This window comes from Pseudomonas sp. UBA7530, assembly GCF_002479365.1.
Lineage (GTDB): Bacteria > Pseudomonadota > Gammaproteobacteria > Pseudomonadales > Pseudomonadaceae > Aquipseudomonas.
The window spans coordinates 236,406-256,861 of the sequence record NZ_DLMS01000013.1; the positions used below are offsets into that span (position 1 = coordinate 236,406).

General features: G+C 60.1%; 15 protein-coding genes. 9 read left to right on the forward strand and 6 right to left on the reverse strand.

The window, feature by feature from the left end:
- The 4 genes from B2U07_RS21715 (at window position 1) to B2U07_RS21730 (ending at window position 7,111) form a co-directional block, all read left to right on the forward strand.
- Entirely contained in the window at window positions 1-945 is a 945-nt protein-coding gene (locus tag B2U07_RS21715; RefSeq protein WP_296277877.1) for a hypothetical protein, read from the forward strand.
- Window positions 945-3,632: a hypothetical protein gene (locus tag B2U07_RS21720; RefSeq protein ID WP_296277878.1), complete on the forward strand. Its 2,688-nt coding sequence runs from the start codon at window positions 945-947 to the stop codon at window positions 3,630-3,632. The genes B2U07_RS21715 and B2U07_RS21720 overlap by 1 nt, the downstream gene beginning before the upstream one ends.
- Before the next feature lie 556 nt (window positions 3,633-4,188).
- Window positions 4,189-4,629, forward strand: coding sequence for a hypothetical protein (locus tag B2U07_RS21725; RefSeq protein ID WP_296277880.1), 441 nt, complete (start codon window positions 4,189-4,191; stop codon window positions 4,627-4,629).
- A 94-nt stretch (window positions 4,630-4,723) separates the two neighbouring features.
- Window positions 4,724-7,111 carry a hypothetical protein gene (locus tag B2U07_RS21730; RefSeq protein ID WP_296277881.1) on the forward strand — a complete coding sequence of 796 codons (2,388 nt, stop codon included), beginning with the start codon at window positions 4,724-4,726 and terminating at the stop codon, window positions 7,109-7,111.
- A 5-nt stretch (window positions 7,112-7,116) separates the two neighbouring features.
- Here B2U07_RS21730 and B2U07_RS21735 read toward each other — a convergent pair whose 3' ends face one another.
- The 3 genes from B2U07_RS21735 to B2U07_RS21745 form a co-directional block, all read right to left on the reverse strand.
- Window positions 7,117-7,470, reverse strand: coding sequence for a hypothetical protein (locus tag B2U07_RS21735; RefSeq protein ID WP_296277883.1), 354 nt, complete (start codon window positions 7,468-7,470; stop codon window positions 7,117-7,119).
- A 233-nt stretch (window positions 7,471-7,703) separates the two neighbouring features.
- Entirely contained in the window at window positions 7,704-7,961 is a 258-nt protein-coding gene (locus B2U07_RS21740; protein ID WP_143507523.1) for a hypothetical protein, read from the reverse strand.
- A 98-nt stretch (window positions 7,962-8,059) separates the two neighbouring features.
- The gene (locus B2U07_RS21745; RefSeq protein WP_296277884.1) at window positions 8,060-8,575 is read right to left on the reverse strand and encodes an Arc family DNA-binding protein; all 516 of its coding nucleotides are present in this window, start codon (window positions 8,573-8,575) and stop codon (window positions 8,060-8,062) included.
- An 89-nt stretch (window positions 8,576-8,664) separates the two neighbouring features.
- On the opposite strand from B2U07_RS21745, the gene B2U07_RS21750 reads away from it, so the two are divergent.
- The 5 genes from B2U07_RS21750 (at window position 8,665) to B2U07_RS21770 (ending at window position 18,300) form a co-directional block, all read left to right on the forward strand.
- Window positions 8,665-8,835, forward strand: coding sequence for an Arc family DNA-binding protein (locus B2U07_RS21750; RefSeq protein ID WP_074914226.1), 171 nt, complete (start codon window positions 8,665-8,667; stop codon window positions 8,833-8,835).
- Between the two features lie 70 nt (window positions 8,836-8,905).
- Window positions 8,906-9,166, forward strand: coding sequence for a hypothetical protein (locus tag B2U07_RS21755; protein ID WP_296277886.1), 261 nt, complete (start codon window positions 8,906-8,908; stop codon window positions 9,164-9,166).
- Complete coding sequence (locus B2U07_RS21760) at window positions 9,163-10,053, forward strand: ORF6N domain-containing protein (RefSeq protein WP_296277888.1); 891 nt, start codon at window positions 9,163-9,165, stop codon at window positions 10,051-10,053. The genes B2U07_RS21755 and B2U07_RS21760 overlap by 4 nt, the downstream gene beginning before the upstream one ends.
- Window positions 10,046-10,864 (forward strand): hypothetical protein, encoded by an 819-nt coding sequence (locus B2U07_RS21765; RefSeq protein WP_296277890.1) that lies wholly within the window; start codon window positions 10,046-10,048, stop codon window positions 10,862-10,864. Before B2U07_RS21760 ends, B2U07_RS21765 begins: the two co-directional genes overlap by 8 nt.
- 86 nt (window positions 10,865-10,950) lie before the next feature.
- On the forward strand, window positions 10,951-18,300 hold the full coding sequence (locus tag B2U07_RS21770; protein WP_296277892.1) for an LPD38 domain-containing protein: 7,350 nt from the start codon (window positions 10,951-10,953) through the stop codon (window positions 18,298-18,300).
- Here B2U07_RS21770 and B2U07_RS21775 read toward each other — a convergent pair whose 3' ends face one another.
- From B2U07_RS21775 to B2U07_RS21785, 3 genes are all read right to left on the reverse strand, one after another.
- Entirely contained in the window at window positions 18,301-18,516 is a 216-nt protein-coding gene (locus B2U07_RS21775) for a hypothetical protein (RefSeq protein ID WP_279533505.1), read from the reverse strand.
- Between the two features lie 70 nt (window positions 18,517-18,586).
- A complete protein-coding gene (locus tag B2U07_RS21780) occupies window positions 18,587-18,937 on the reverse strand; it encodes a hypothetical protein (protein WP_296277896.1) in 351 nt (116 codons plus the stop codon).
- A 114-nt stretch (window positions 18,938-19,051) separates the two neighbouring features.
- Entirely contained in the window at window positions 19,052-20,287 is a 1,236-nt protein-coding gene (locus tag B2U07_RS21785) for a tyrosine-type recombinase/integrase (RefSeq protein ID WP_296277898.1), read from the reverse strand.
- Between the last annotated feature and the right edge of the window lie 169 nt (window positions 20,288-20,456).

Sequence of the window (20,456 nt, forward strand, 5' to 3'; positions counted from 1 at the left end):
ATGGCCAGCGCCTATCCGGATACAACGAACAACCTTTTTTCTGTCGTCACGTCGGCGATGGATCGTGCCAGCATGAGTGCCGCGCGAATCAGTATTGGCAATGAAGCCAGGCTGAAAGAGCAGCGGATGAACTATGATCCTGGGCAGCTCAATCTGCAGGCTCCACCAAAGTTCAGTGACCTGCTATCAGGTGCAGACAATGCCAGCGCCATCGCTGCGCAGATCGACGACAAGGTCGATCAGTGGCTGAACAACTACTTTCCATCGATCAATAGCGGATTCAAAAATCAGCCTGAAGATTTTGTGCTGGGCGTGATCAGTGGGTCGAAGCCGTTCGGCATTGACTCGACGGTCTTCGATCTTGTCTGGCACAAGGCGCGTGATCGTGCGTACAGAACCAGCAGCAGCGAGCGTCGCACGCTCGAGGCAGCATTCTCGGGGCGTGGCTTCACGATGCCAGTTGGCGCTCTGGTTGACGCTATCGCGCAGTCTGAGCAGCGTGCTACCGATGCTGCTCTGGATGCGAATCGTGATGCAACCATTCGCGATGCCGAGATCAAGAATGACATTCTGAAGTACTCGCTGGGTATCGCCGCCCAGTTGAAGACAGGGATTCTCGGCATCAGCGCTGACTTTTTCCGCGCGTACTTCAGCGTGTACGGCCTGGACAACGACACCCAGCGCATTCGCGCCCAAGCCTACAACACCTACTACGGTGCGCTATCGAACTATTACAACGTCGAGGTTGCATGGGAGGGGCTGCGCCTGCGCGCGGCGGCAACAGAGGCAGGCGTGAGCTCCGATATCGATCGGAATCGCGTTGCCAATGCTGCGCAGCGAGGATCGGCTGGCGCTCATGCTCAGGCCGCTCAGGGCTTTGCCAGCATCGCTCAGGGTGCAGCAAGCGCCGCAGGCTCTCTCACGGCGCAGATCGAGTCGGTGTGATGGCGCAGGTCATCGTCAAGTTCGTGGGTGCTCCCGACCCTCTGGTCCAGCGTAGAGCAAAATCAGAGGGGCGCAGCGTTGCCCCTGGTTCGTCAAGAAAGTTCATTTTGAAGGGCTATCTGGTGACCATAACGGGTGGTCGCGATATCACCACTGCTATCGCCCTCGAGCTTGGCCTGCGCTGCGTTGCGGTGTGGGGTGTCTCGATGATCTATGAGCAAAACAACAGTGCTCAGGAACAATGGCGTTTGCCTCTGTCGCTCAGGCTTTCAGCTGGTGGTGGGCGGCTGCCGGAAAGCGATTATCGCGCTGATGATCTCATGTACACCGGGTTGCCGAAGTGGAATGTGCGCTTCCCGCAATCGCTGTACCGTAGCAAGTCGTTCAGTCGCACGCTGAATGCCACAGCTAGCAGTGCTGATATGGATGGCGCCAGTGCGTCGTTCTACGCGCCTGCGGCAAAAGTCGAGGTAGACCAGGGAGTGACCCATGCGTGGGTTGGTGCGACAAGCGTAGCGAACGCGCTCGGGCAAAATGTGCTTGGCATTGGCCCCTGGCTCGCTCGATATCGCACGCTGGGGGCCAGCCTGCAGGTTACGCATTGGAACTGCAGGGGATCATGGAGCCTGCGCCTGCAGGACGATTGGGTCAGTGCTGAAGTCGGGGAAACTTTGCTATTTACGGGTGCCGCGTGGCGGACTGCTCTTGATAATGAGCTGTGGAACGCAGCATGGGTAAATCTCAGGCCAACCGCTACGCCGCGGCTTTTGCCGGACGCCAATGAGGGCGGTGTAGGCGCGACAAGTTCGCCGCATCGGGTGTCCCGTGAATCCCATTTTGCATATCGACAAAACTGCCTGCCGGGTATCAGTGCAACCCCAGAAGGATGCCTTATCGGGGCGCCTGTTGCTCGATTGGATGACGGACTGTTTGAGCTGCATGGCGCGTGGTCGCCTTCTGGCACTCCGCAATCTGGCTACGTCTCGTCTCGGTCCCTGGCTATGTCGGCATTGTTCGAGGTGGGGGCCGCGTTGATGCCGGCCGCGTATCACCCTGAACTATTGCTGATGAAGTTCGAAAACGCGCCTGTGACACTACCGGAACAGCAAAATTGGTGGCGCGCAACCGTAGAGGCGTCTGCAGACGTGCGTTATGTAAAGCGAGCCATCAGCAGCCGGGACGGCACCTACCTGATCGTGCCCGTGCCAGGGCAGGAGCCGGTGCCAAGCCCTGACGCAGAGCCACGGGCTGGTGCGCCTGCGATGGGGTGGTCGGGCGCGTGGCGCGTGACCATGGCTGATCTGCCGATGTGGTTCCAGCCTGGGACTGTCGACGATCGATCCGCGATGTTTCGAACGGCAATCGGGAGTTGGGCGCAAGCTACTGCGGCGGATGGGTTCATACCGCAGTTTGACAGCGGCCATCCGTTGCCTCATGCATTCGGCGCGGTCTACTCGACGACGATCGACGGCGAAGTCGAGTTCGCGTTTGCGGTGAAGGCGCTCGACAGCGCTCTGGTGCCGACGCTGCCGACACGCAGGGCGACAGACGATCAACCATCAGCGCCGAGTGAGGCCCTTCTGGCGGTTACAAAAACTGGCCTGGTGTTTGTTCGCGCGGCTATGGATGACCCGAGCACGTACACCGTCGATTCGGCTTTCCATGACGTCATTGGGCCGGGTGACTGCGCACAATATTCTGCGGGCATGGACAGTGGCGTGGCCTATCTGCCGCAGGTTCGCTTCGCGTGCGTGCTCAATGGGCAGCGGACCTACGCTGTGCGTGCAGTGCGCTACGAGCGCAATCAGTACCTGGCCGCGAAGCTCACCCATATCGGGGTCAACGTCCCGATGCCTTATACAGAGGACTATCAGGGGCGCGTTAATAGTTCAGTGGGCGGTCCGGTCTTCTACACCGACCGTGAGTTCGGACCATATCCAGATCGCAGCAAGTACGAAGAGCTCTGGTTTGTGGTCGACGGCGTGAAGCACGTCGTCGACTCCAGGGCCCTTGGCGGGAACATCGAGCCGATCACCGAAGGCAAGTACGGGAATGGCGTGCTGGATGTTTTTCAGTGGATTGGCTCCGCGATCAACTGCCATCGCCGGCAGATGCTGGGGATGTTCAGCCTGGCAGACGAGAGCGACTATGAGTTGCTGGACTTCTACGCTGACGAGTACGTGCCGGCCGGGCTGGAGATGAACACCTTCGCCCAGGTTAGCGAAACAGACGTGATGTTTGCGCTCAGTCAGCGAGAGATCATCGGCGGCAGCACTCGTCGGTACCATGCAGTGATCTGCCGCTTTTCCTCCGTGACCGGCGAGGCCCACGCCGTTTCCGTTGTACAGCACCTGCCGAACAGCCCGATGGTCGGGCAGTTTCTGGCTCTCACCTGCTACCAGTACGAGATCGTGAATGCCGGGGGGCAGGTGGTCCAAGAGCCATGTCTGATGCTGCGGCGCGGTCGTGGTGACGAGATAGGCGAAGTGCTGACCTCGATCGATGGCGGCGTGAACTGGGAACTGCTGTATGACGCCAATTCAACGCATCGAGTGAACGCAGCTGGCGGCGAGTACGCCAGGAACGGAACGCCTTCGCTCGGCTTTCATGTGCTTGGCCCTGTTGGCGACAGCAGTGCTGATCGACGTTACATACTGAGGCGGCCGCCGGCCGGGGAGGGCGCATGACGCCGACAACATACTCGCTGCAGACAAATGAACTGTACCCGGGCAGCATCGTGCACCTGAACATGCCAGATGGGACGGTCTACGGGCGTGCTTCCTACGATCCTGACTCTCCGCTGCCAAGCACTGGAAACGACTACGACAGGATGCCGGCGCTTCCAGTGCTCGGAATGGACGGCAACCTGTATGCGCTAACGGCAGTGCGTGATGGTTCCGACTACCTGATCGAGCTGCTGCGCTGGGTGACCAGATGGGATGGAGGGGCGCCGTCTCCGGTATCTGTGGTGGCATCCGCTGTTGTCGGTGGTGCAGAACCTGACTTCTCCCACCAAGCAGTTGGGTACCTGTTGCCTGGAGGGCCGAGCGTGCAGGCGTTCTTCTCCCCGTATGTCCCTGGATCAGTCGTAACCGTGGCGATGTCGCCAGGCTCAGTTGCGCAGGTGTTCCCAGACTGCGCCGTACCGCAGGGTAATGCCCATGGTGGAAGTAGGCCTGTGGAAAGTCGGGTACTGGGGTTGCTGGCGTCGGGCTATGTTCTGGGACTAGGGGAGCAGCTGGTATGACAACGCGCGTTGATGTGACCGGTGCCTTTCTGATCCCGACGAACAGCCCGATGAATGGGCCAACCCTGATCGAGCAGGAGGTGGGCGACTACGAAAGCGTCCGCGATCTGGTTGGTGGGCGATCGGTGCCAATCATGGCTGGTGTAGTTGCCGCCTACCCTGATGCTCAAACGCTGATTTCTCCCGAAGCGGTGGCGTTTCGAACCGAAACTGGATGGGAGATCTACCTGACTGGGGAAGCTCTCAAGCTGACCACCGACAGTGTTATGAGCGAAGGGTCAGTGGTTCAAACAGATATGGAGCAGGAGCCAGGTCTGGCCACGCTGTTTCAGAGCAGTAGCGGGCCAGCTATCCCGGCGTTCTGGACGGCGTTCAAACAGTGCTCTGAGGATGGATTCGGCGGCGCAGGTGCTGGGTGGGTACCTGATGTGCCATAGGTTGGGCGCCCAGTGTCAGCACGTGGCCCCCTGTAGGGTTTGGCCTGCTGCCTGGTCGGTGGAACGATTCCCCCAATTACACGGGAGATAGGCAATGTACGGCATCCCAAAGCGCAAACACGCAGCCAATGGCGGTCTGATTGAAGGACCCGGCACTGGCACCTCTGACTCGATCAACAAGGACGTCCCAGGCGGCACCTACATTCTGCCAGCGGACACGACTGCCCAGCTTGGCCTAGGCATGCCTGGGCGAAATGGTCAGAACGGGCCTGCGCAGGAGCAGCCAGGGCTTGGTATGCCAGGCAAGCAGGTGCCGGTAGCGGTCAGCAATGGTGAGTACGAAGTGCCACCGCAGGATGTGCATGCTCTTGGCGCTGTGGTGCTCGACCAGCTGAAGAACGCAACGCATCAGCAGAAGGGCTTCGGGCTCACCAAGGCGGTGATGGCTGCTGCGAAAAGGCAGCAAGCCGACGGCCCGCGTCAGTTCTTTGCTGATGGTGGCGTAGCCTTTAATCCATTGGATGGAGTTGGCGAGTACTGGTCAGAAAGTAACGCGAATTTTGAGGCTGGTAATCCGACCCTGCTGGAGCGCGGTACTCGAGCACTTAACCCTGTGACCGGCTTCGGCTCTGCTTTGGGTGCTATGCACGATGCTGCTGGGTCTGGTGATTTGCCTGGAATGGGGGTGGCTGCACTGCAGAGCGTGCCAATCTTCGGTGCAGTTAGGGCTGTTGCTCCAACACTGAAAACCGCAGCAGGGGCAGTTCCTTCACTTGGTAAGACTGCTCTTGGAACTGGTGCAAGTGTTGCGGGAAGCGTAGCGGCGGACGAGGCGCAAGAGCCGGTGAGGGGATACGCTGATGGTGGTCTAGTCGAGGTAGATTCGCGCCGTGGCTTAGGTGTGCGCATTCCGACCACCACCCTTATGCCGCCGGAGCAGCCGCGCCTGGGAATGCCACGAACTGCATCAGAGCGTGATCCGAAGCAGCAGCCGCGCCTTGGTATGCCTGGTGCTCGCCAGCGTTTCGCTGATGGCGGCTTGGTGGATGACCAGAAGCCGCGGGGATATGGTTTGCCGAAGCCCGTCACCGCTCAAGAGCGGAAAGAAATGCCGCGCGCTGGATTGCAGCCGTTCGCCAATGGCGGGCTGGTGAAGGATGACAGTGCCGGCATCGGGCGGATGGTGGGTGGCGCCCTTGGGGTGCCTGTAGCGGCTGCGCGTGAGTTCGCCAACGTTGCCGGCACGGCTGTAGCCAACCTCGGTCGCCGAGCAATTGGTGGTGATCCTCTACCGCACCCGGGCTACCCGCGAACGGCCGAGCTTGCGCGCCAGACTGCCGAGGGTGCATCTGACTTCGCTGATGCCAATGTCAACCTGTTCAACGACGTTCGTGCAGGGCTGCGAAATGCTACCGGGGTACAGGAAGCCAGCGGCAGTCAGGCGGTCTCACCAACGGCACCGGCGGCGTACAGGGGAAACACGCTGGTGCCCGGCGATATGGGGGCCGCGCCTAGTGCTGGTCAGGCTGCCGAAGATCCAGCACCGGCCTCTATCGGTAACGGTTACTCCCAGGTCGGAAATGGCATCGCCATGCGCCGGGGCGATGATGGAGTGCCGGAGTTCACCAACGACAGCACGGCTGTTTCTGGTGCGCGCACGATGCCGCAAGGGGGCATGAGCGGTGTTGGTGACGGACGCGGTACGTTCTCGGTAGGTCAGCCAGGTGATGCACAGCTCGCGCTCGATCGCTATCAGCGTGCCAACGACATTCATGCCGATACCATTCGGGAGGCTCGGAGAGGGCAGATCGGAGAAGGCGGTGGCCGCCTTACTGTGGTTGAAGACAATTCGTGGCTTGCTTCCCGCCGTGCACCAACTATCGCAGAGCGTCAGCGGGCGCGCATGGCTGGCGCGAGCGCGCAAGCTGATGCGATTCGCAGCCAGACTCAGCAGGGAGAAGCGAATGCAGCCGTAGAGCGCGCTACCGCTGCCCAGCGCATGGGTACCGAGCAGCTCAACCAGCAGCGCTTGCAGCAGCAGATCGCCGAGGGCGACCTGGGCGTGCAGGACCGCCAGCGCCTGGATCAGCTGCGTGCGCAGATCAACGACCCAACCCTGAGCGAGCAGCAGCGAGCCCAAGCCATGGATGCCTACAACGCATTGTCGATCACCCCGGATGCCCGCCTGAAGGCTCAGCAGGAAGCCAACAGCCAGCAGCAGCGAGTGATCAGCGACCTCTACAAGTCGTTCAGCAGCCTGCAGACACCGCCAACCATCGGTGAAGGCGAAAGCGCACGGCCTATGTCGTTCGAGGAATGGCTACAGCCAGCGCTGCGGGCTATCCAGGGTGGTGGGCAGCAGGTGTCCGCTACGAATCCGCCGAATGCGGCTGTTCAAGCGCTGCGAGCAAACCCACAGCGCGCCGCTGAATTTGATCAGAAGTATGGGCCAGGTACTGCCGCCAGATACTTGCAGGGGTAGAGGGATTATTCGTCGAACTGGTCGAAAAAATTCGGTTTGGGCTTCGGCTGCGGCTTGTTATAGAGCCGCATGCACGCCTCGGCCATTACACGAACAGCGCCGGTATAGCGCGTGTCCTTGGCCTTGTCGTAGGTGCATTCATCGCCATTGTCGTAGGAAGCGAACAGGCCGCGGCCGGCGCCCTGTTCTACGCCGGCCAGGCCGCCAGGGTACTTGCTCTGGCACACGCGCACGGCTGACACGCTGGCGCCATGGTTCTGCACGCCTGGCAGCTTATCGAGCAGGCAGGTTGCGTAGTTGCCGGCCTGGGCAAAGCAGGAGAACAAGAGCAGGGCGGCGGTGATCAGCAGTTTTTTCATGGGCTTCACAGCCTGGAGGTGTGAGATGGAAGATAGTAAAGCATCGAGCGATGGCCGCGGTAGGCAAAGCCGCCTGCAGGGCAACGTAAATGCGCTGTTCGAGTTTGCCAGCAGAGCACTTGGACGAGCGGATTCAAGGCCTGGGCCTGATCATCTGCTGGACGATGAAGAGTTCCTTGAGCGGCTGGCCGGCAAGGTGGTGGAGAAGTTGGATGCGCGAAGTGCCGGGGCTGTCAGCGGTCTTTCTGCGCAGATAGACGCATTAAATCAAGCAGCGCTAGTGCCTCTTCAATCGCCGAGTCAGACGCGATTGAAGCCCCAAGAGTAGCTTCGAGCTTGAGTTTGTAGTCAGCCAGCATGGCGTCCAGAGCGGCGGGGTTGTGGCGCGTTTCGATAATGGCATGCAGTGCATTGCGCATACCAACCGTCTGGGCTTGAAGGTTCAGGAGTAGCTTTTCCAGCACTTCAACGCGTTGTTCCAAGTCGCTCATGGCTATCATCCGTGGTTGGTGGCCTTGTGACGCTAGACCATCAAGAGCCATTCTGGTAGCTGGTCATTCATCCATGGCCAGCGCTTGCCACTGAGTGATTAAACCCTAGGCGTGCGGGTGCGCCTGATGCGTTTAGCGCCGGTGCTGGGTGCTGAAGCCTCGTCCAGTCGTTTTTCCACCGTCTCCATCAGGGCGGCGTACTCCTGAAGCGGGTCAGTTCCTTTTAGAGCGGCCAGCTTGTCGATGTTCTCGGTAATCGACTCGGTCATGGTCAAGTCGAAATCAGTGCCTTCGCCGCGAACAGCCGTCAACTCGATTTCTGCAATCAGCTGGTCGGTGAGAAGCGCGATCTGTTCTTTGCGGAAAGCTGCACGCGCTGCATCCAGAAGGCTTTCGGCATCGCCCAGGGCGAGTGGTCGAGCAAAAGAAGTCCCTGCCGTATCCGCGCCAGGGCGGGTCAGTGCGTAATCAATCACTTCACGATCAAAACTGGACTCAAGGCGAGCGACGATCTCCGCATTCAAAGATCGGTGGTTGGCTTTGGCGGATTCCTCGACCTTGGCTTTCAGGTCTTCTGGGATTCGCAGCTTGAACTGAGGGTCGGTTCTTTTCATGCGCGAATGATGGACCAAATGGGTCTTGACGTAAATGGACCCAGTGGGTTCTAATCGACTTGAACCCATTGGGTCCAATAGGAGGAGAGATGAGTCGCATAGATCTGCAGTTCAAATTGCGCCTGCCTGAGGAGCTGAAAAGCTATCTATCAGAACAGGCAGGACAAAGCCGCCGCAGCCTTACGGCAGAGGTCGTTTACAGGTTGGAACAATCGAGGAAGCAAGATGAGAGTCAGCGAGGCAAGCAGGCAGACGCCTGAAAGAATGAAGCCCCAGGTGCTGGTCACACCTGAGGCCTCGGCTGTGAAAACTTTGGAAGGAGTTCACCTGATGAATGCTAACGCAAAGCCCGCAGAATGCAACCTTGAGGACGCCAGTACGCCGGAGGAGATATTCAGCCTGCCCGACAATGTGCCGCTGAATCAGGATGTACTCAATACCTTCCTCGGTCGGGCCATCGGCCTGGCTGTTGTGCTGCAAGGCGGTAGCCTGCCTACGCATGAGAAGAACGTGCTATGGCTGCTGGAGTCGCAGCTGAGCCAGATGAAAACCTATCTGGATCGCGCGCTGTGCGATCGGGAGGTTGCATGATGGGAAACTTCACATCCCCCACAGTCATCATCCAAGGTCAGCAGATTCAGGTTGTCGAATTCAACGGCCAGCGGGTTGTCACTCTGGCGATGGTGGATAAAGTTCACCAGCGACCCGAGGGCACGGCAAGCCGTAATTTCCGGGAGAATCGTCCGCGCTTCATCGAGGCTGAGGACTATTTCGAGGTGACTTCCGACGAAATTCGTCGTCAGTCGCTGGGGCATGTATTCCCACCCCGGACACCCAAAGGAATCCTGCTAACCGAATCGGGATACCTGATGCTGGTCAAGAGCTTCACCGACGATCTCGCTTGGGAGGTGCAGCGGCAATTGGTGAAGGGGTACTTCACCAAGCGTGAGGTGCAGTTGCCATCCTTGCCCCAGTCATTCGCCGATGCCTTGCGTTTGGCGGCAGATTTGGAAGAGCAGAAGGCCAAGCTGCAGGTTGAGAACAAGCAGCAAGCGCAGCGGATCGATAGCCTGGAAAATCTTTTTCTCCCAGGAGAGACACCAACGCAATTTTGTAAGCGACTTAACGGTGTCAATACTCAGCAGGTAAACGCGACCTTGTTGGAGCTTGGCTGGATATATAACTCCGAACGCGATGCTGAGCGCTCCCCCAAGTACCGTGTTGCAAGCAGGGTGCGCGACCGCTATTTGACAGAAAAGCCGCGAACCATTTCGGCTGAGGGGTGTGACTCTTTCATAAAGTATGACCTGCAGTTGTTGCTAGCAGGGGCGCAGCGTCTTCATCAGTTTTATCTCATGCACAAACTACCAATGAAGAAGGGGTGGGATGGCGAGTTCACCATGGTGAAGCTGGTCGCAGAAGGAAAGATAGGAAGAGTGCTTTCTGGAAAGGACACAGGAGGGCGCAACGATGAATAAACGTCTGGAAGATAACCAGAAGCATCGCGCCATGTTCAGCTTGCCGCCAATTCAATCAAGCAAAGAGACCGCCCTTGTTGCTCAGGATTTACCGCCTCAGAAGGTTGTCACGGGCGACAAAGAGGTTGATGCACTGCTGTGGTTGCGTGAGGTGATTAGTACCGGGCAGGAGGGTCTTATCGCAATTGCTCTGGAAGCGGCAAAAAACATCAAGACCCCGTTTAAAGAGCTGGAGAAGCGGTATACGCAGAAGCTCATCAAAGACAATCCCGGAAATTGGGCCGCCGCTTTTTCTTCTTTTGGATTTGCTGATATTCAGGGGTTGGCAGAGCGATCCATTGAAAAGGAGATGAAGAGGCGAGAGGCGAACGCAAGATTTCCAGGGGAGACTATTTGGGACAACACGCCAGCCGAGGATTTCTGTGTAACTACGCTTAAGCGTTGCCCGAAGTTTAAAGGTTGCCATGACTATGATGAGGCTGCGGTAAGGAAACGCTTTTTAAAATATGACGATTTGCTGCCATATACTCTCACTGACTGCTTGTATGAACTCAATTATTGGAACGACCTCTACTGGCTTCGTAACTCATTTAGTAGCTGTGACGGGCCGGCTGAAGCGACTGTTCGAGAATGGTTTGTCTTTGGTCTGCTCGCTGAAATAAAGCCGCGCAGCCATGCCGAGGCTAAATTCGTGCTCTGGTGGTTGCGTGAGAAAGATCATAATGACCATCAAGAGTACGATGCTATCGTCAACAACCTTCTGGATCATCCAGGAATGGTTGTAGATCAGGAGCGCTTTTCAAGCTCTTAGCATTGGCCACCCCCTGTAGGGTTAGGCCATACCTGCGTTACCTCTGAAACTCCCGCTATAGCGGGAGTTTTCTTTTGGAGGGTGGCGTGGCGAATTTCTTCGACGAGTTCGATTCGGGCGGACAGTCCAGCAATTTCTTCGACAGCTTCGATGAGCCTGTGCAATCGCAGCCATCGCCAGAGCAGAACACCTCCCTTATCGGCGATCTGGGTACCGACCTCAAGCGCGGCGTTCAGCAACTGCCAGGCGTCGTTACCGGTCTGGCCGACGTTGGTGTTGGCGCCCTGACCGGACGCCGCGTTGTCGACGAGACTGCCGACAAGATCGGCGAGGCGACCGGTTTTCAGCCCAGCAAGTGGCAAGAAGAGGCGCGGCAGGAATATAGCCCAGCACGCCAGGCCGGTACTGCAGAGATCGAACAGGCCTGGGAGGATGGCGATGCGCTGGATGTTGCCGGTGCCTATGCGCGCAACCCCGGCAATGTCGCTGGCCTTGTCGCTGAGTCTCTGCCGCAGATGCTTGCCGGTGGTGCCATCGGTCGCGGTGCGCTGGTGGGTGGGCGAGCGGCTGGGCTTATCGCGGCGCCTGCAACTGCTGCGCAGGCGGCGCGCCAGGCCGTTGTGGCGGGTGCCGGTGGTGAAGGTGCTGTGATCGCCGGCGGCACCATGGATCAGATCGATCGCGAGGTCGACCCGCGGCGCGCTGCCCTGGCGTCTGCTGGTGCTGGCGTGGCTGGTGCTGCCCTGAGTGGCTTTGGTGCGCGCCTAGCGCAGCGTGCCGGCCTGATCGACGTAGAGAGTGCACTGGCTGGCGGCGTTGGCCAGGTGGCCGGGCAATCGCCAGGCCTTGCCCGACGTGTTGCCGGCGGCGCGCTGACCGAGGGCGTGCTAGAAGAGCTGCCGCAGTCCGTTCAAGAGCAGATGCTGCAGAACTGGGCCGAGCAGAAGCCGCTGATGGAGGGCGTGCCGCGTGCCGCAGTTGAAGGCACGCTGGCAGGCTCCGCGATTGGCGGTGCGGTGAACGTCGCGCGTCGGCCGTCTGAGCAAATGGGGCTGGACCCTGCTGCTGGCCCGCTGTCTGCCGCTGCTGCAACTGCCGTTGATGGCGCCCCAACTGGCAGCCAGACCCCGGTGCAGGATGCTGTGCGTCAATCGATGCTCAGCGGTGCGCCCGATACCCAGCCTGGTGGTCGATACGAGCCGATCAGCCAGCAACTGGCGATTGCTCAGGAGCTTTTCCCGGCTGATCTGGACGAGAGCGGCAATCTGCGCTTCTACCGTTACGACCAGAACCTCCAGTCGATGGTTGAGGTGCCAGAGGCAGAGGCCCTGGCCGCTGCACAGCGGCAACTCGACACCTGGGCGCAGCAGGGGTTCGATCCGCAGGACACTCGCGGCCTGGATGAACTGGTGCCGCAGGTAGAGGAACTGCCAGCGCAACCGCCGCTTGCTACCGTCGAATCGGACACTGGCCCGCAGCCGGTAGAGCAGATCGAGCAGCCGCTACCACTGCCGACGGTTGAGTCGGACACCGGGCCGATGGCGGTCGAGGACGTGCAGGCCAGGCCTGTGGCCGGCGATCCAAACTTCGAAATCCGCGTGCAGAAGAACGGCCGTCCTTTCCGTGGCGAACGAGATGTGCGCCTGTTGGGTTTGTTCAACCAACTGCAGCGCGAGGGTGAAAGCCCGATCATCGTCCCGCATGAGGGTGGATGGGCCGTTGCCGTACCGCGTGAGCCGGTACCGCCGCCTGCGCCGCTTGGCCTGCCGGCTCCGAGCACCATGGTGGTGGACAGCCAGGGCAATGCTCAGCGCGGTGTGACAGCGCCTTTTGTTGAGCCTGGTGCGCAGGTTCGGCCTATTGGTGGCCCTGGCATGGAGCGACAGGCGCCGGCAGCAAGGCAACCTGTCACGGACGTGTCACGTGACAATAGCCGTGACAGCGGTGTGACTTTTGCGCGTGACCTGCAGGGTGACGACCTTGGTAGCGGCTGGGTTGGCTTCAACCAACAGTCCGGCAGTCTTGGCGTGCCACGCGCGGACATGCCGCAGATTCGCGCCGACCATCGCGGGGCAATGGTCAATTTCATGAACGCCCGAGGCGTGACCCATGAAGAACAGACCGTTCCGGCTCGCAGCCTGCGCCCGACACAAGCCGAGTTCAGCCCGGAGCGGGTAGGGCGCGCTGCTGCTCGGGAGGGTACCGAGCGTTCCATTCTGGTATCCGGTGATGGCTATGTTCTCGATGGCCACCACCAGTGGCTGGCGCAGCGTGAGGCCGGCGGTGACGTGAAGGTGATCCGCCTCAATGCACCGATGGCTGAGCTACTGCCGCTGGCGCGTGAGTTCCCCAGTTCGTTCACTGACCAAGCGTCCCAGGAGGTGCAAGGTGCTGATAGTCGGCCAGGGCCTGTTAATGACCGAGCCGCAGGCGATACGCCTGCTGTGCCAGATGCGGCAGATAACGTGGCGCGAGAGCCAGTTGTGGCTGAACGGCCTGCCGCTGCCGGGCGATCGGCAGAAGCTGGTGGAGCAGGTGTTTCTGCTGCAGCACCGGCCACCGACGGACAGCCTGCACTGAGCGAGCAGCCTGCTGCTGATCAATCAGCAACCAGTGAAGAAAATGCACCAGTTCAAGCCGATGACCAGGCACCGGCCCTGCCCGAGATCCTGGCGACGCCGCGCAAGCGCTACATAGACCGCCAGGCCAAGGCCGCGGGCATCAAGAAAGGATCGCCAGGCTACGACCAGGCCATCCAGCGCCTGCAGGATCAATACGAGGCGGACGTAGACCGTGCCTCGGCCGGCATTACGTTCGAGCAGTACAACGAACTGAACAGCGACAGCCCGGAGGGCGTGAACCGCCAGGCCTGGGAGGCTCTGCGCCAAGAGTTCGGCCAGCAGCAGTACTCGCGCAACAGCTACCGCCGTGCGCCAGAGCAGGGCCAGGGTGCCCGTGCAGGCCAACTGCGCATGCAGATCAAGCGCCTAACCGGGGCATGGCAGAACGCGCCAGATGTGAAGGTGGTGCAGTCGATCAAGGATCTGCCCGACCGCCAGCGCCGCCAGGTAGAGCGCGATGGCGCCTTCGACGTGGAAGGCATCTTCGCTGACGGCCAGGTGTATCTGGTGGCCGACAACCTGCGAGACGCAAAACATGCGGCTTTCGTCCTGCAGCACGAAGTGCTTGGCCATGCCGGCCTTCAGGGCGCCTACGGCCAACGCCTGACGCCGCTGCTCATGAGCATCTACAACGGCAATCCTGAAATGAAGTCGCAGGCTGACGCCCTGGTGCGCCGGTTCGGTTACAAGCCGGCCGTGGCCATGGAGGAAGTACTGGCCGACATGGCTGGCGCCGGTACGATCCAGCAGCAGGACTTCTGGCCGCGTCTGGTGACCGCCATGCGCAACGCGCTGCGCTCGATCGGTTTCAATATGCGCTGGACCGAGGGCGATATCCAGGGGCTGCTGGCCAATGCCCGGGCCTATATCGAGAACGGCCGGCGCCGTGCTGGTGCTCGGGAGGCGTTCTCGCGTGATGGGCGCTCCGGCATGGGGGCTGAGATCGTCGACGAACAAGGTCGCCTGCTGGCGCCAAACGGGAAGCCGTCGAAACTGACGCAGAAGCAGTGGCATCAGGCCCGCGGCGAGAACTTCAAGCGCTGGTTCGGTGACTGGCAGGCTGTGGCTGCGGAAGCTCGCTTGGCGAATCTGTCGCCGGTCAGGATCAGGGTTCCTGATGGCTGGCGCAATCTGAGCATCAAGGAACTGCGCGCCAAGGCGAAGCAGGCGCTGGATGCCATTGTTAAAAGTCGTGTGCCGTTGATGAATGACGATATCGGCGAGGTGAGCATCAGCCGGAACAAAGGCGTCAACAAGTTTATAAGTGAAGGTGCTGATCCCGCGAAATTGCTGATGGCCGAAGACCTGCGAAGCGCTTTCAAGCGAGCGGTCTATTCGTCTTCAAGGGCGCCCAAGGATCCATCTGCAGAACCGAACGTTGCCGCGTTTGAGAAACTGCTGGCCAAAGTCAGTGTTGCCGACACTGAGCTTGTTGCAATTTTTACTGTGCAGAGGCTGAAGGATGGCAGCGCGCAGTTCTATAACGCGATGCTTGTAGATCCAGAGATCAGGGAGGGGAGGGAAGAAACCCCGGCAGTATCTCCGCGGGATACCCCCATTGCTGGGGAACGCGCCACATCGGCCCATACCGGGGTCACCGACTTTGTACGCCGACCGCTGGAGCGCGTCAACCCAGGCGACGTGTCGAAACTGACGGACGGTAATGGCGAGCCGCTCGTTATCTATCATGGTTCGCCGAACGAGTTCTCGGTGTTCGATCAGGCGCGGGCAGGCGAGTCCACTGGGCATAGCATCGCCCCGCTGGGCATTTTCCTGACTGCTGACCAGCAGCATGCCCGTGGTCACGCTGAGAACGTGTCCGGTGGTTCTCCCGGTAGTGCCTCGGTGATGCCGCTGTTCGCCTCGATCAAGAACCCTTACCGCATGAGTGTTGCCGAGTCGCAGGCGATCGATACGCCGCAGGCTGCCATCGAGATGCGGCAGAAGCTCGAGCGCGAAGGGTATGACGGTATTCAGTTGGGCGATACCGGTACCTGGGTCGCCTTCTACAACAACCAGGTGAAGTCGGCCACGAACAACACTGGGGCGTTCGACGGCGTCGATCCGGACATTCGCTATTCCCGTGCCAGCCAGCGCGATACCGAAGCGCTACGCAAGCTGGGGCTAGCGGGCAGCGAGGCGCAGAACCTGGTGGATCAGGTGCGCAACGTTACCTTGGGCGGCCTGCAGGCGAAGCTGAAAGAATGGTCGGTGCGTTCGGAAGAGGGGATATTCGACGGCCTGGCCGGCATTCGTCGTGCTGAAGAGGCGGTAGGCGTCACCGATGCAAACCAGCAGGGCTATGTGTCGGCCCGCCTGGCCAGTGGCATCGCCGACGTTATGCATGGTGTGCTGCACTACGCGGCGCCGGAATGGCGCGACGGTATCGTGTCCGGCAAGGCCGGTACCCGCGGCGTGCTGGAGATCCTGGGCGACCTCGGCGCGGACAACCTGACGCCTTGGCTCGCATGGTTGGGCGGCAAGCGCGCCCAGTTGCTCAAGGCTCAGGGGCGCGAGAACAACCTGACCGATACCGAGATTGCCGAACTGGTGGCCATGGGGCAGGGCAAGGAAGAGCTCTTCGAGAAGGTGTATCGCGAATATGCCCAAGTGAACGATGCTGTTCTCGACCTGGCACAAGAAGCCGGCCTGATCGATCAGGACGCCCGGGCGAAGTGGCTGACGGATTACTACGTGCCGTTCTACCGCCAGGACGAAAGCGAAGGCATCTTTACTGCACCGCGCAGCAAACGCGGTCTGTCGCACCAGACTGCAGCTATCAAAGCGCTGAAGGGCGGCAACCTGCCGACCAACGACCTGCTGGCCAACATGCTGGCAGGCTGGACCAAGCGCATTGACGCGGCGATGAAGAACAAGGCACTGCTGGAGGTGGTGGATAACCTGCAGGGCAGCGACTACCTGACCGACGAAAGCCCGCGCTGGCAGCAGGTGCTGATCAGTCGCGATCAGATCGCACAGCAGATCCGCAAGGATCGCAAGGCGCTGGCGTTGGCTGCCGACCTGCTCGACCTGCCGGCCGGCTCCAACGTCATCAAGGTGGTGAACCAGCTGATGAAGCCTGAAAGCGAAGGCTTCGAGAAGCTGTGGACCCGCGTGGCGCCGACTGACCCCGATATCATCCGGCTGCAACGCGACGGCAAGAGCGAGTACTACCGCGTCAATGACGAGAGCCTGCTGCGTGGCCTGAAATTCATGGAAGGCAGCGTGTTCAATGACCCCATCACCAAGATCGGCCGAACCTTCAAGCGGATCCTCACCACGGGCGTTACCGCGTCGCCTGACTTCATCCTGCGCAACTTCATCCGTGACGCTGCGCATGCCTGGGTGATCAACAAAGACCGCTTCACGCTGGGCAAGGACTCGCTCAAGGGTATGCGCGACGCCCTGCGCGAGGATCAGGATTACCGTGACCTGATGTTTGCCGGCGGCAGTTTCCAAGGTGGCTACGTGCACGGGGCAGACCCAGAGGCCTCGGCGCAGATCATCCGCCGCGCGCTCGAGAAGAAGGGCTTCACCCGCAAGCAGCAGGAGGCATACCTGGGTAGCTTGGTGAACACCCCGGCCAAGGCCGCGGCCATGCTGGGCAAGGGATGGCAGAAGTACCGGGAGCTGGGCGATAAGGTCGAGAACGCCAACCGCCTGAGCACCTACAAGGCTGCAATCGAGGCTGGCAAGTCGCGCCGGCAGGCATCCTATGAAGCCAAGGATCTGATGGACTACAGCCTGCGTGGCAACTTCGCCGCGGCGCAGTGGTTCACCGACGTGGTGCCGTTCCTGAATGCTCGCCTGCAGGGCCTATACAAGCTCGGCCGCGCGGTGAAGGGCGACAAGACCCTGCTGGCCAAGGAAGTGGCCATGAAGGGCGGGTATATCGCGCTCTTCTCGCTGATGCTGGCTGGCCTGAACGATGATGACGAGCGTTATCAGGCGCTGATGGATTGGGACAAAGACATGCACTGGCATATCTTCCTGGGCGACGAGCACTTCCGCATTCCCAAACCGTTCGAACTTGGCTTGATCTTCGGTACCGTGCCCGAGCGCATCCTACATGCGCTCACCGGTACTCAGGACGGCGGCGATCTGGCCAAGGCGGTATCGCGTGGCGTGTTCGACACCCTGGCATTCAACCCGGTACCGCAGTTCTACCAGCCGATTCGCGAGCTGCAGGCCAATCGCAACTTCTTCCGCGACTCGCCGATCGAGGATATGAGCGACGAGGGGAAACTGCCAGAAGCGCGCTACGACGAGCGCACCAGCGCAATTGGCCGCGCGCTGGGCCAGGTGACCGGGCCGATTGCCGGGCTCTCGCCCAAGCAGGTCGACCACCTGATCGCAGCCTACACCGGCACCCTCGGCCAGTACGTGCTGGATATGTCGAGCCTGGTGGCCAACAGCATGAGCGACGCAGAACGCCCGGCCAGCCGGAGCGGCGATATCCCGATTCTGAAAGTGCTGTACCAGGGCGATTCGCCGCGCAGCACGAAGTATCAGTCTGAGTTCTACGACATGATGCGCGAGGCCGACCAGCTCAATCGCACGATCAAGGCCTACAGGGAAGAGGGTCGCGTCGACGCTGCAGAGCAGCTGATGGCGGCGAACCGCGAGAAGTTGCGCCACCGCCCGGCGCTGGGCTTCGCTCGTAAGCAACTGGGCAACGTGCGCAACCAGATGGATGCGGTCTATCGCGACGCCAAGATGACGCCAGAGCAGAAGCGGCAACGCCTGGATGCGCTGCAGCGTCAGTCGAATCAGATTGCGGAAAGGATCGTGAAGCTGGCGGGCGGGGATTTCTGATCAGACCAGGCCAAGGAAGGCCACGGCGCCGACGATCGCGCCACACAGCAGGCAGATGCCCCAGAACGTGGACTCTGCGGCAGCGCGTGTGGCCTTGCTGGTGTTCTTGTAAAGCAGGTAGCCGATGCCGATCAGTATGCCGCCGGCAACAGGGTTCGCCAGCAGCATGAACATGCCGAGCACCAGCAGGATTGCGCCTATCCAGACTTGAAGCATGGGTATCTCCCAGAAACTTCGATCCAGTTTCGGCCAAGCTAACAATGTATGGAAGGCCCTCTTTCGGCGATCAGAAGCAGCCGAACTGGTTACAGGTCTTGGAGTAAGCGTTGCCCTTGGAGTCCATGCCGCTGTGAAAGGTGATATTACCGATTCGTGTGCTGGTACCGTTCCAAGAATTTCCGTCTGCAGAAGTGCCGTTATGGAAGGTGGTATTGCCTATGTTCGTGCTGGTCTGATTCCACTGCGAGCCAGTGCCGGAGTTGAATCCTTGAACATTGGTGGTGTTGCCGAAGCGTTGCACGTTGTATGTGTTGCCGCTGTTGTCGGAGCAGGTCTGGTACGAGCCGCCACCGAAACAGGCGGCTGACGCCTGCGAAGAGAGCAGAACAGTGAGGATGGCGGGAATAACATGTTTCATGGTGGATCCCTCATTCATGAATCAAGCAGTGGTATTACGCGATCTGTCGATGCTTTGAATTATGGCGCAAGGCTATCATTGCGATTCCTAGTTCGGGAACAAGGTGACGAAAGGCTAGCTTGCTTTACCGAAGGTGCCGTGAACGACATTCCCTTTCTCCAGCGCATCCAAATGATCTGCATACCACTGCATCATGGTCCGACGCTGCTCCAAGTACTTCGCCTTGTTGTATACGCCGGCAACACCTGCTTTCGCGTGCGATAGCTGGGCCTCGATGTGGTTTTCGTCGAAACCGTGCTCATTGAGGATGGTGCTGGCGATGTGGCGGAAGCCGTGACCGGTCTGCTGGCCCTGGTAACCCATGCGGCGTAGCGCCATGTTGAAGACCATGTTGCTCAGAGGCTTGGTCCGATCGTTCCGGCCAGGGAATAGCAGGTCGAACGAGCCCGAGTAGATCTTGAGTTCCTGCAGCAGGTTCAGGGACTGGGTAGACAGCGGCACGATATGTTCGCGGCGCTTCTTCATGCGCTCGGCCGGGATTTCCCAGATCGCGGCATCAAGGTCGAACTCTGACCAGCGCGCCTCGCGCACCTCGCTCGGTCGCAGGCCATTGAGGATCAGCAGGCGCAGGCCGATCCGCACCACGCGGTTGGTGTAGGCGCTGATCGACTGTAGCAGCATGGGCAGGTCGGCCTGGTCGACGTGGGCATAGTTCTCGCTCTGCTTCTTCTGCAGGAACTTGTCGAGGCCGTCCACCGGGTTGGTAGTGGCGCGGCCGGTGACCCTGGCCAGGTCGTAGATCTCTTTGCAGAAGCGGCGCACGTTGCCCATCTGGTCGATGATGCCTTTCTTCTCCATGCCCCTGAAGAACTCCATCCACTCCATCGGAGTGATATCGACGTAGGCGCGCTTGCCCATCCTCGGGAACACGTGCAGCTCCAGGGCGCCCATTACTCGTTTGGCATACCCATCGCCCCAGCTCTTCACCCTGGCGGCATACCACTCGCGGGCCAGTGGCTCGAAAGTGCTCTCGGCCTTGGCCTTCTCCTGGGCGACCTCAGCTTTACGCTGGGTGGACGGGTCGATGCCCTTGGCGATCAGCTCGCGCGCTTCCTGTGCCTTTGCGCGGGCGCCGGCGCCATTGACGCTAGGGTAGGGGCCAAGGCCAAGCCAGGAACGGGCCTTCGAGCCAGGTTTCGAGTACCGTAGTTCCCAGAGCTTCTGGCCTGATGGCTTCACCCGAAAATACAGCCCCTGGCCGTCGTGTTCGCGGTAGGTTTTGTCTTCGGGTTCGAGGTTGGCAAGGGTGGTATCGGCCATCGGCCGGCGCTTGATATCCGCTCGTTTCATGCGTTTTTGGTATGCCGAGTTCTAACGAGCGGGCAGCATACCAACGGGCATACCAAATCGGTAGAGATAGCCGGGGATAAGGTGAGACAACCAGAAACAGAAAGCCCGGCGCTGGAGGCCGGGCTTTCTGGGGTTCCGAGACATGTAGGAACATGCTGGAACAAGGGAT

Bases quoted from the DNA above. Each gene is read 5' to 3' on its own strand.
- B2U07_RS21780 (WP_296277896.1), bottom strand. From the start codon at position 18,937: ATGAAACATGTTATTCCCGCCATCCTCACTGTTCTGCTCTCTTCGCAG.
- B2U07_RS21730 (WP_296277881.1), top strand. From the start codon at position 4,724: ATGTACGGCATCCCAAAGCGCAAACACGCAGCCAATGGCGGTCTGATT.
- B2U07_RS21735 (WP_296277883.1), bottom strand. From the start codon at position 7,470: ATGAAAAAACTGCTGATCACCGCCGCCCTGCTCTTGTTCTCCTGCTTT.
- B2U07_RS21750 (WP_074914226.1), top strand. From the start codon at position 8,665: ATGAGTCGCATAGATCTGCAGTTCAAATTGCGCCTGCCTGAGGAGCTG.
- B2U07_RS21760 (WP_296277888.1), top strand. From the start codon at position 9,163: ATGATGGGAAACTTCACATCCCCCACAGTCATCATCCAAGGTCAGCAG.
- B2U07_RS21775 (WP_279533505.1), bottom strand. From the start codon at position 18,516: ATGCTTCAAGTCTGGATAGGCGCAATCCTGCTGGTGCTCGGCATGTTC.
- B2U07_RS21715 (WP_296277877.1), top strand. From the start codon at position 1: ATGGCCAGCGCCTATCCGGATACAACGAACAACCTTTTTTCTGTCGTC.
- B2U07_RS21755 (WP_296277886.1), top strand. From the start codon at position 8,906: ATGAATGCTAACGCAAAGCCCGCAGAATGCAACCTTGAGGACGCCAGT.
- B2U07_RS21725 (WP_296277880.1), top strand. From the start codon at position 4,189: ATGACAACGCGCGTTGATGTGACCGGTGCCTTTCTGATCCCGACGAAC.
- B2U07_RS21740 (WP_143507523.1), bottom strand. From the start codon at position 7,961: ATGAGCGACTTGGAACAACGCGTTGAAGTGCTGGAAAAGCTACTCCTG.
- B2U07_RS21765 (WP_296277890.1), top strand. From the start codon at position 10,046: ATGAATAAACGTCTGGAAGATAACCAGAAGCATCGCGCCATGTTCAGC.
- B2U07_RS21720 (WP_296277878.1), top strand. From the start codon at position 945: ATGGCGCAGGTCATCGTCAAGTTCGTGGGTGCTCCCGACCCTCTGGTC.
- B2U07_RS21785 (WP_296277898.1), bottom strand. From the start codon at position 20,287: ATGAAACGAGCGGATATCAAGCGCCGGCCGATGGCCGATACCACCCTT.
- B2U07_RS21745 (WP_296277884.1), bottom strand. From the start codon at position 8,575: ATGAAAAGAACCGACCCTCAGTTCAAGCTGCGAATCCCAGAAGACCTG.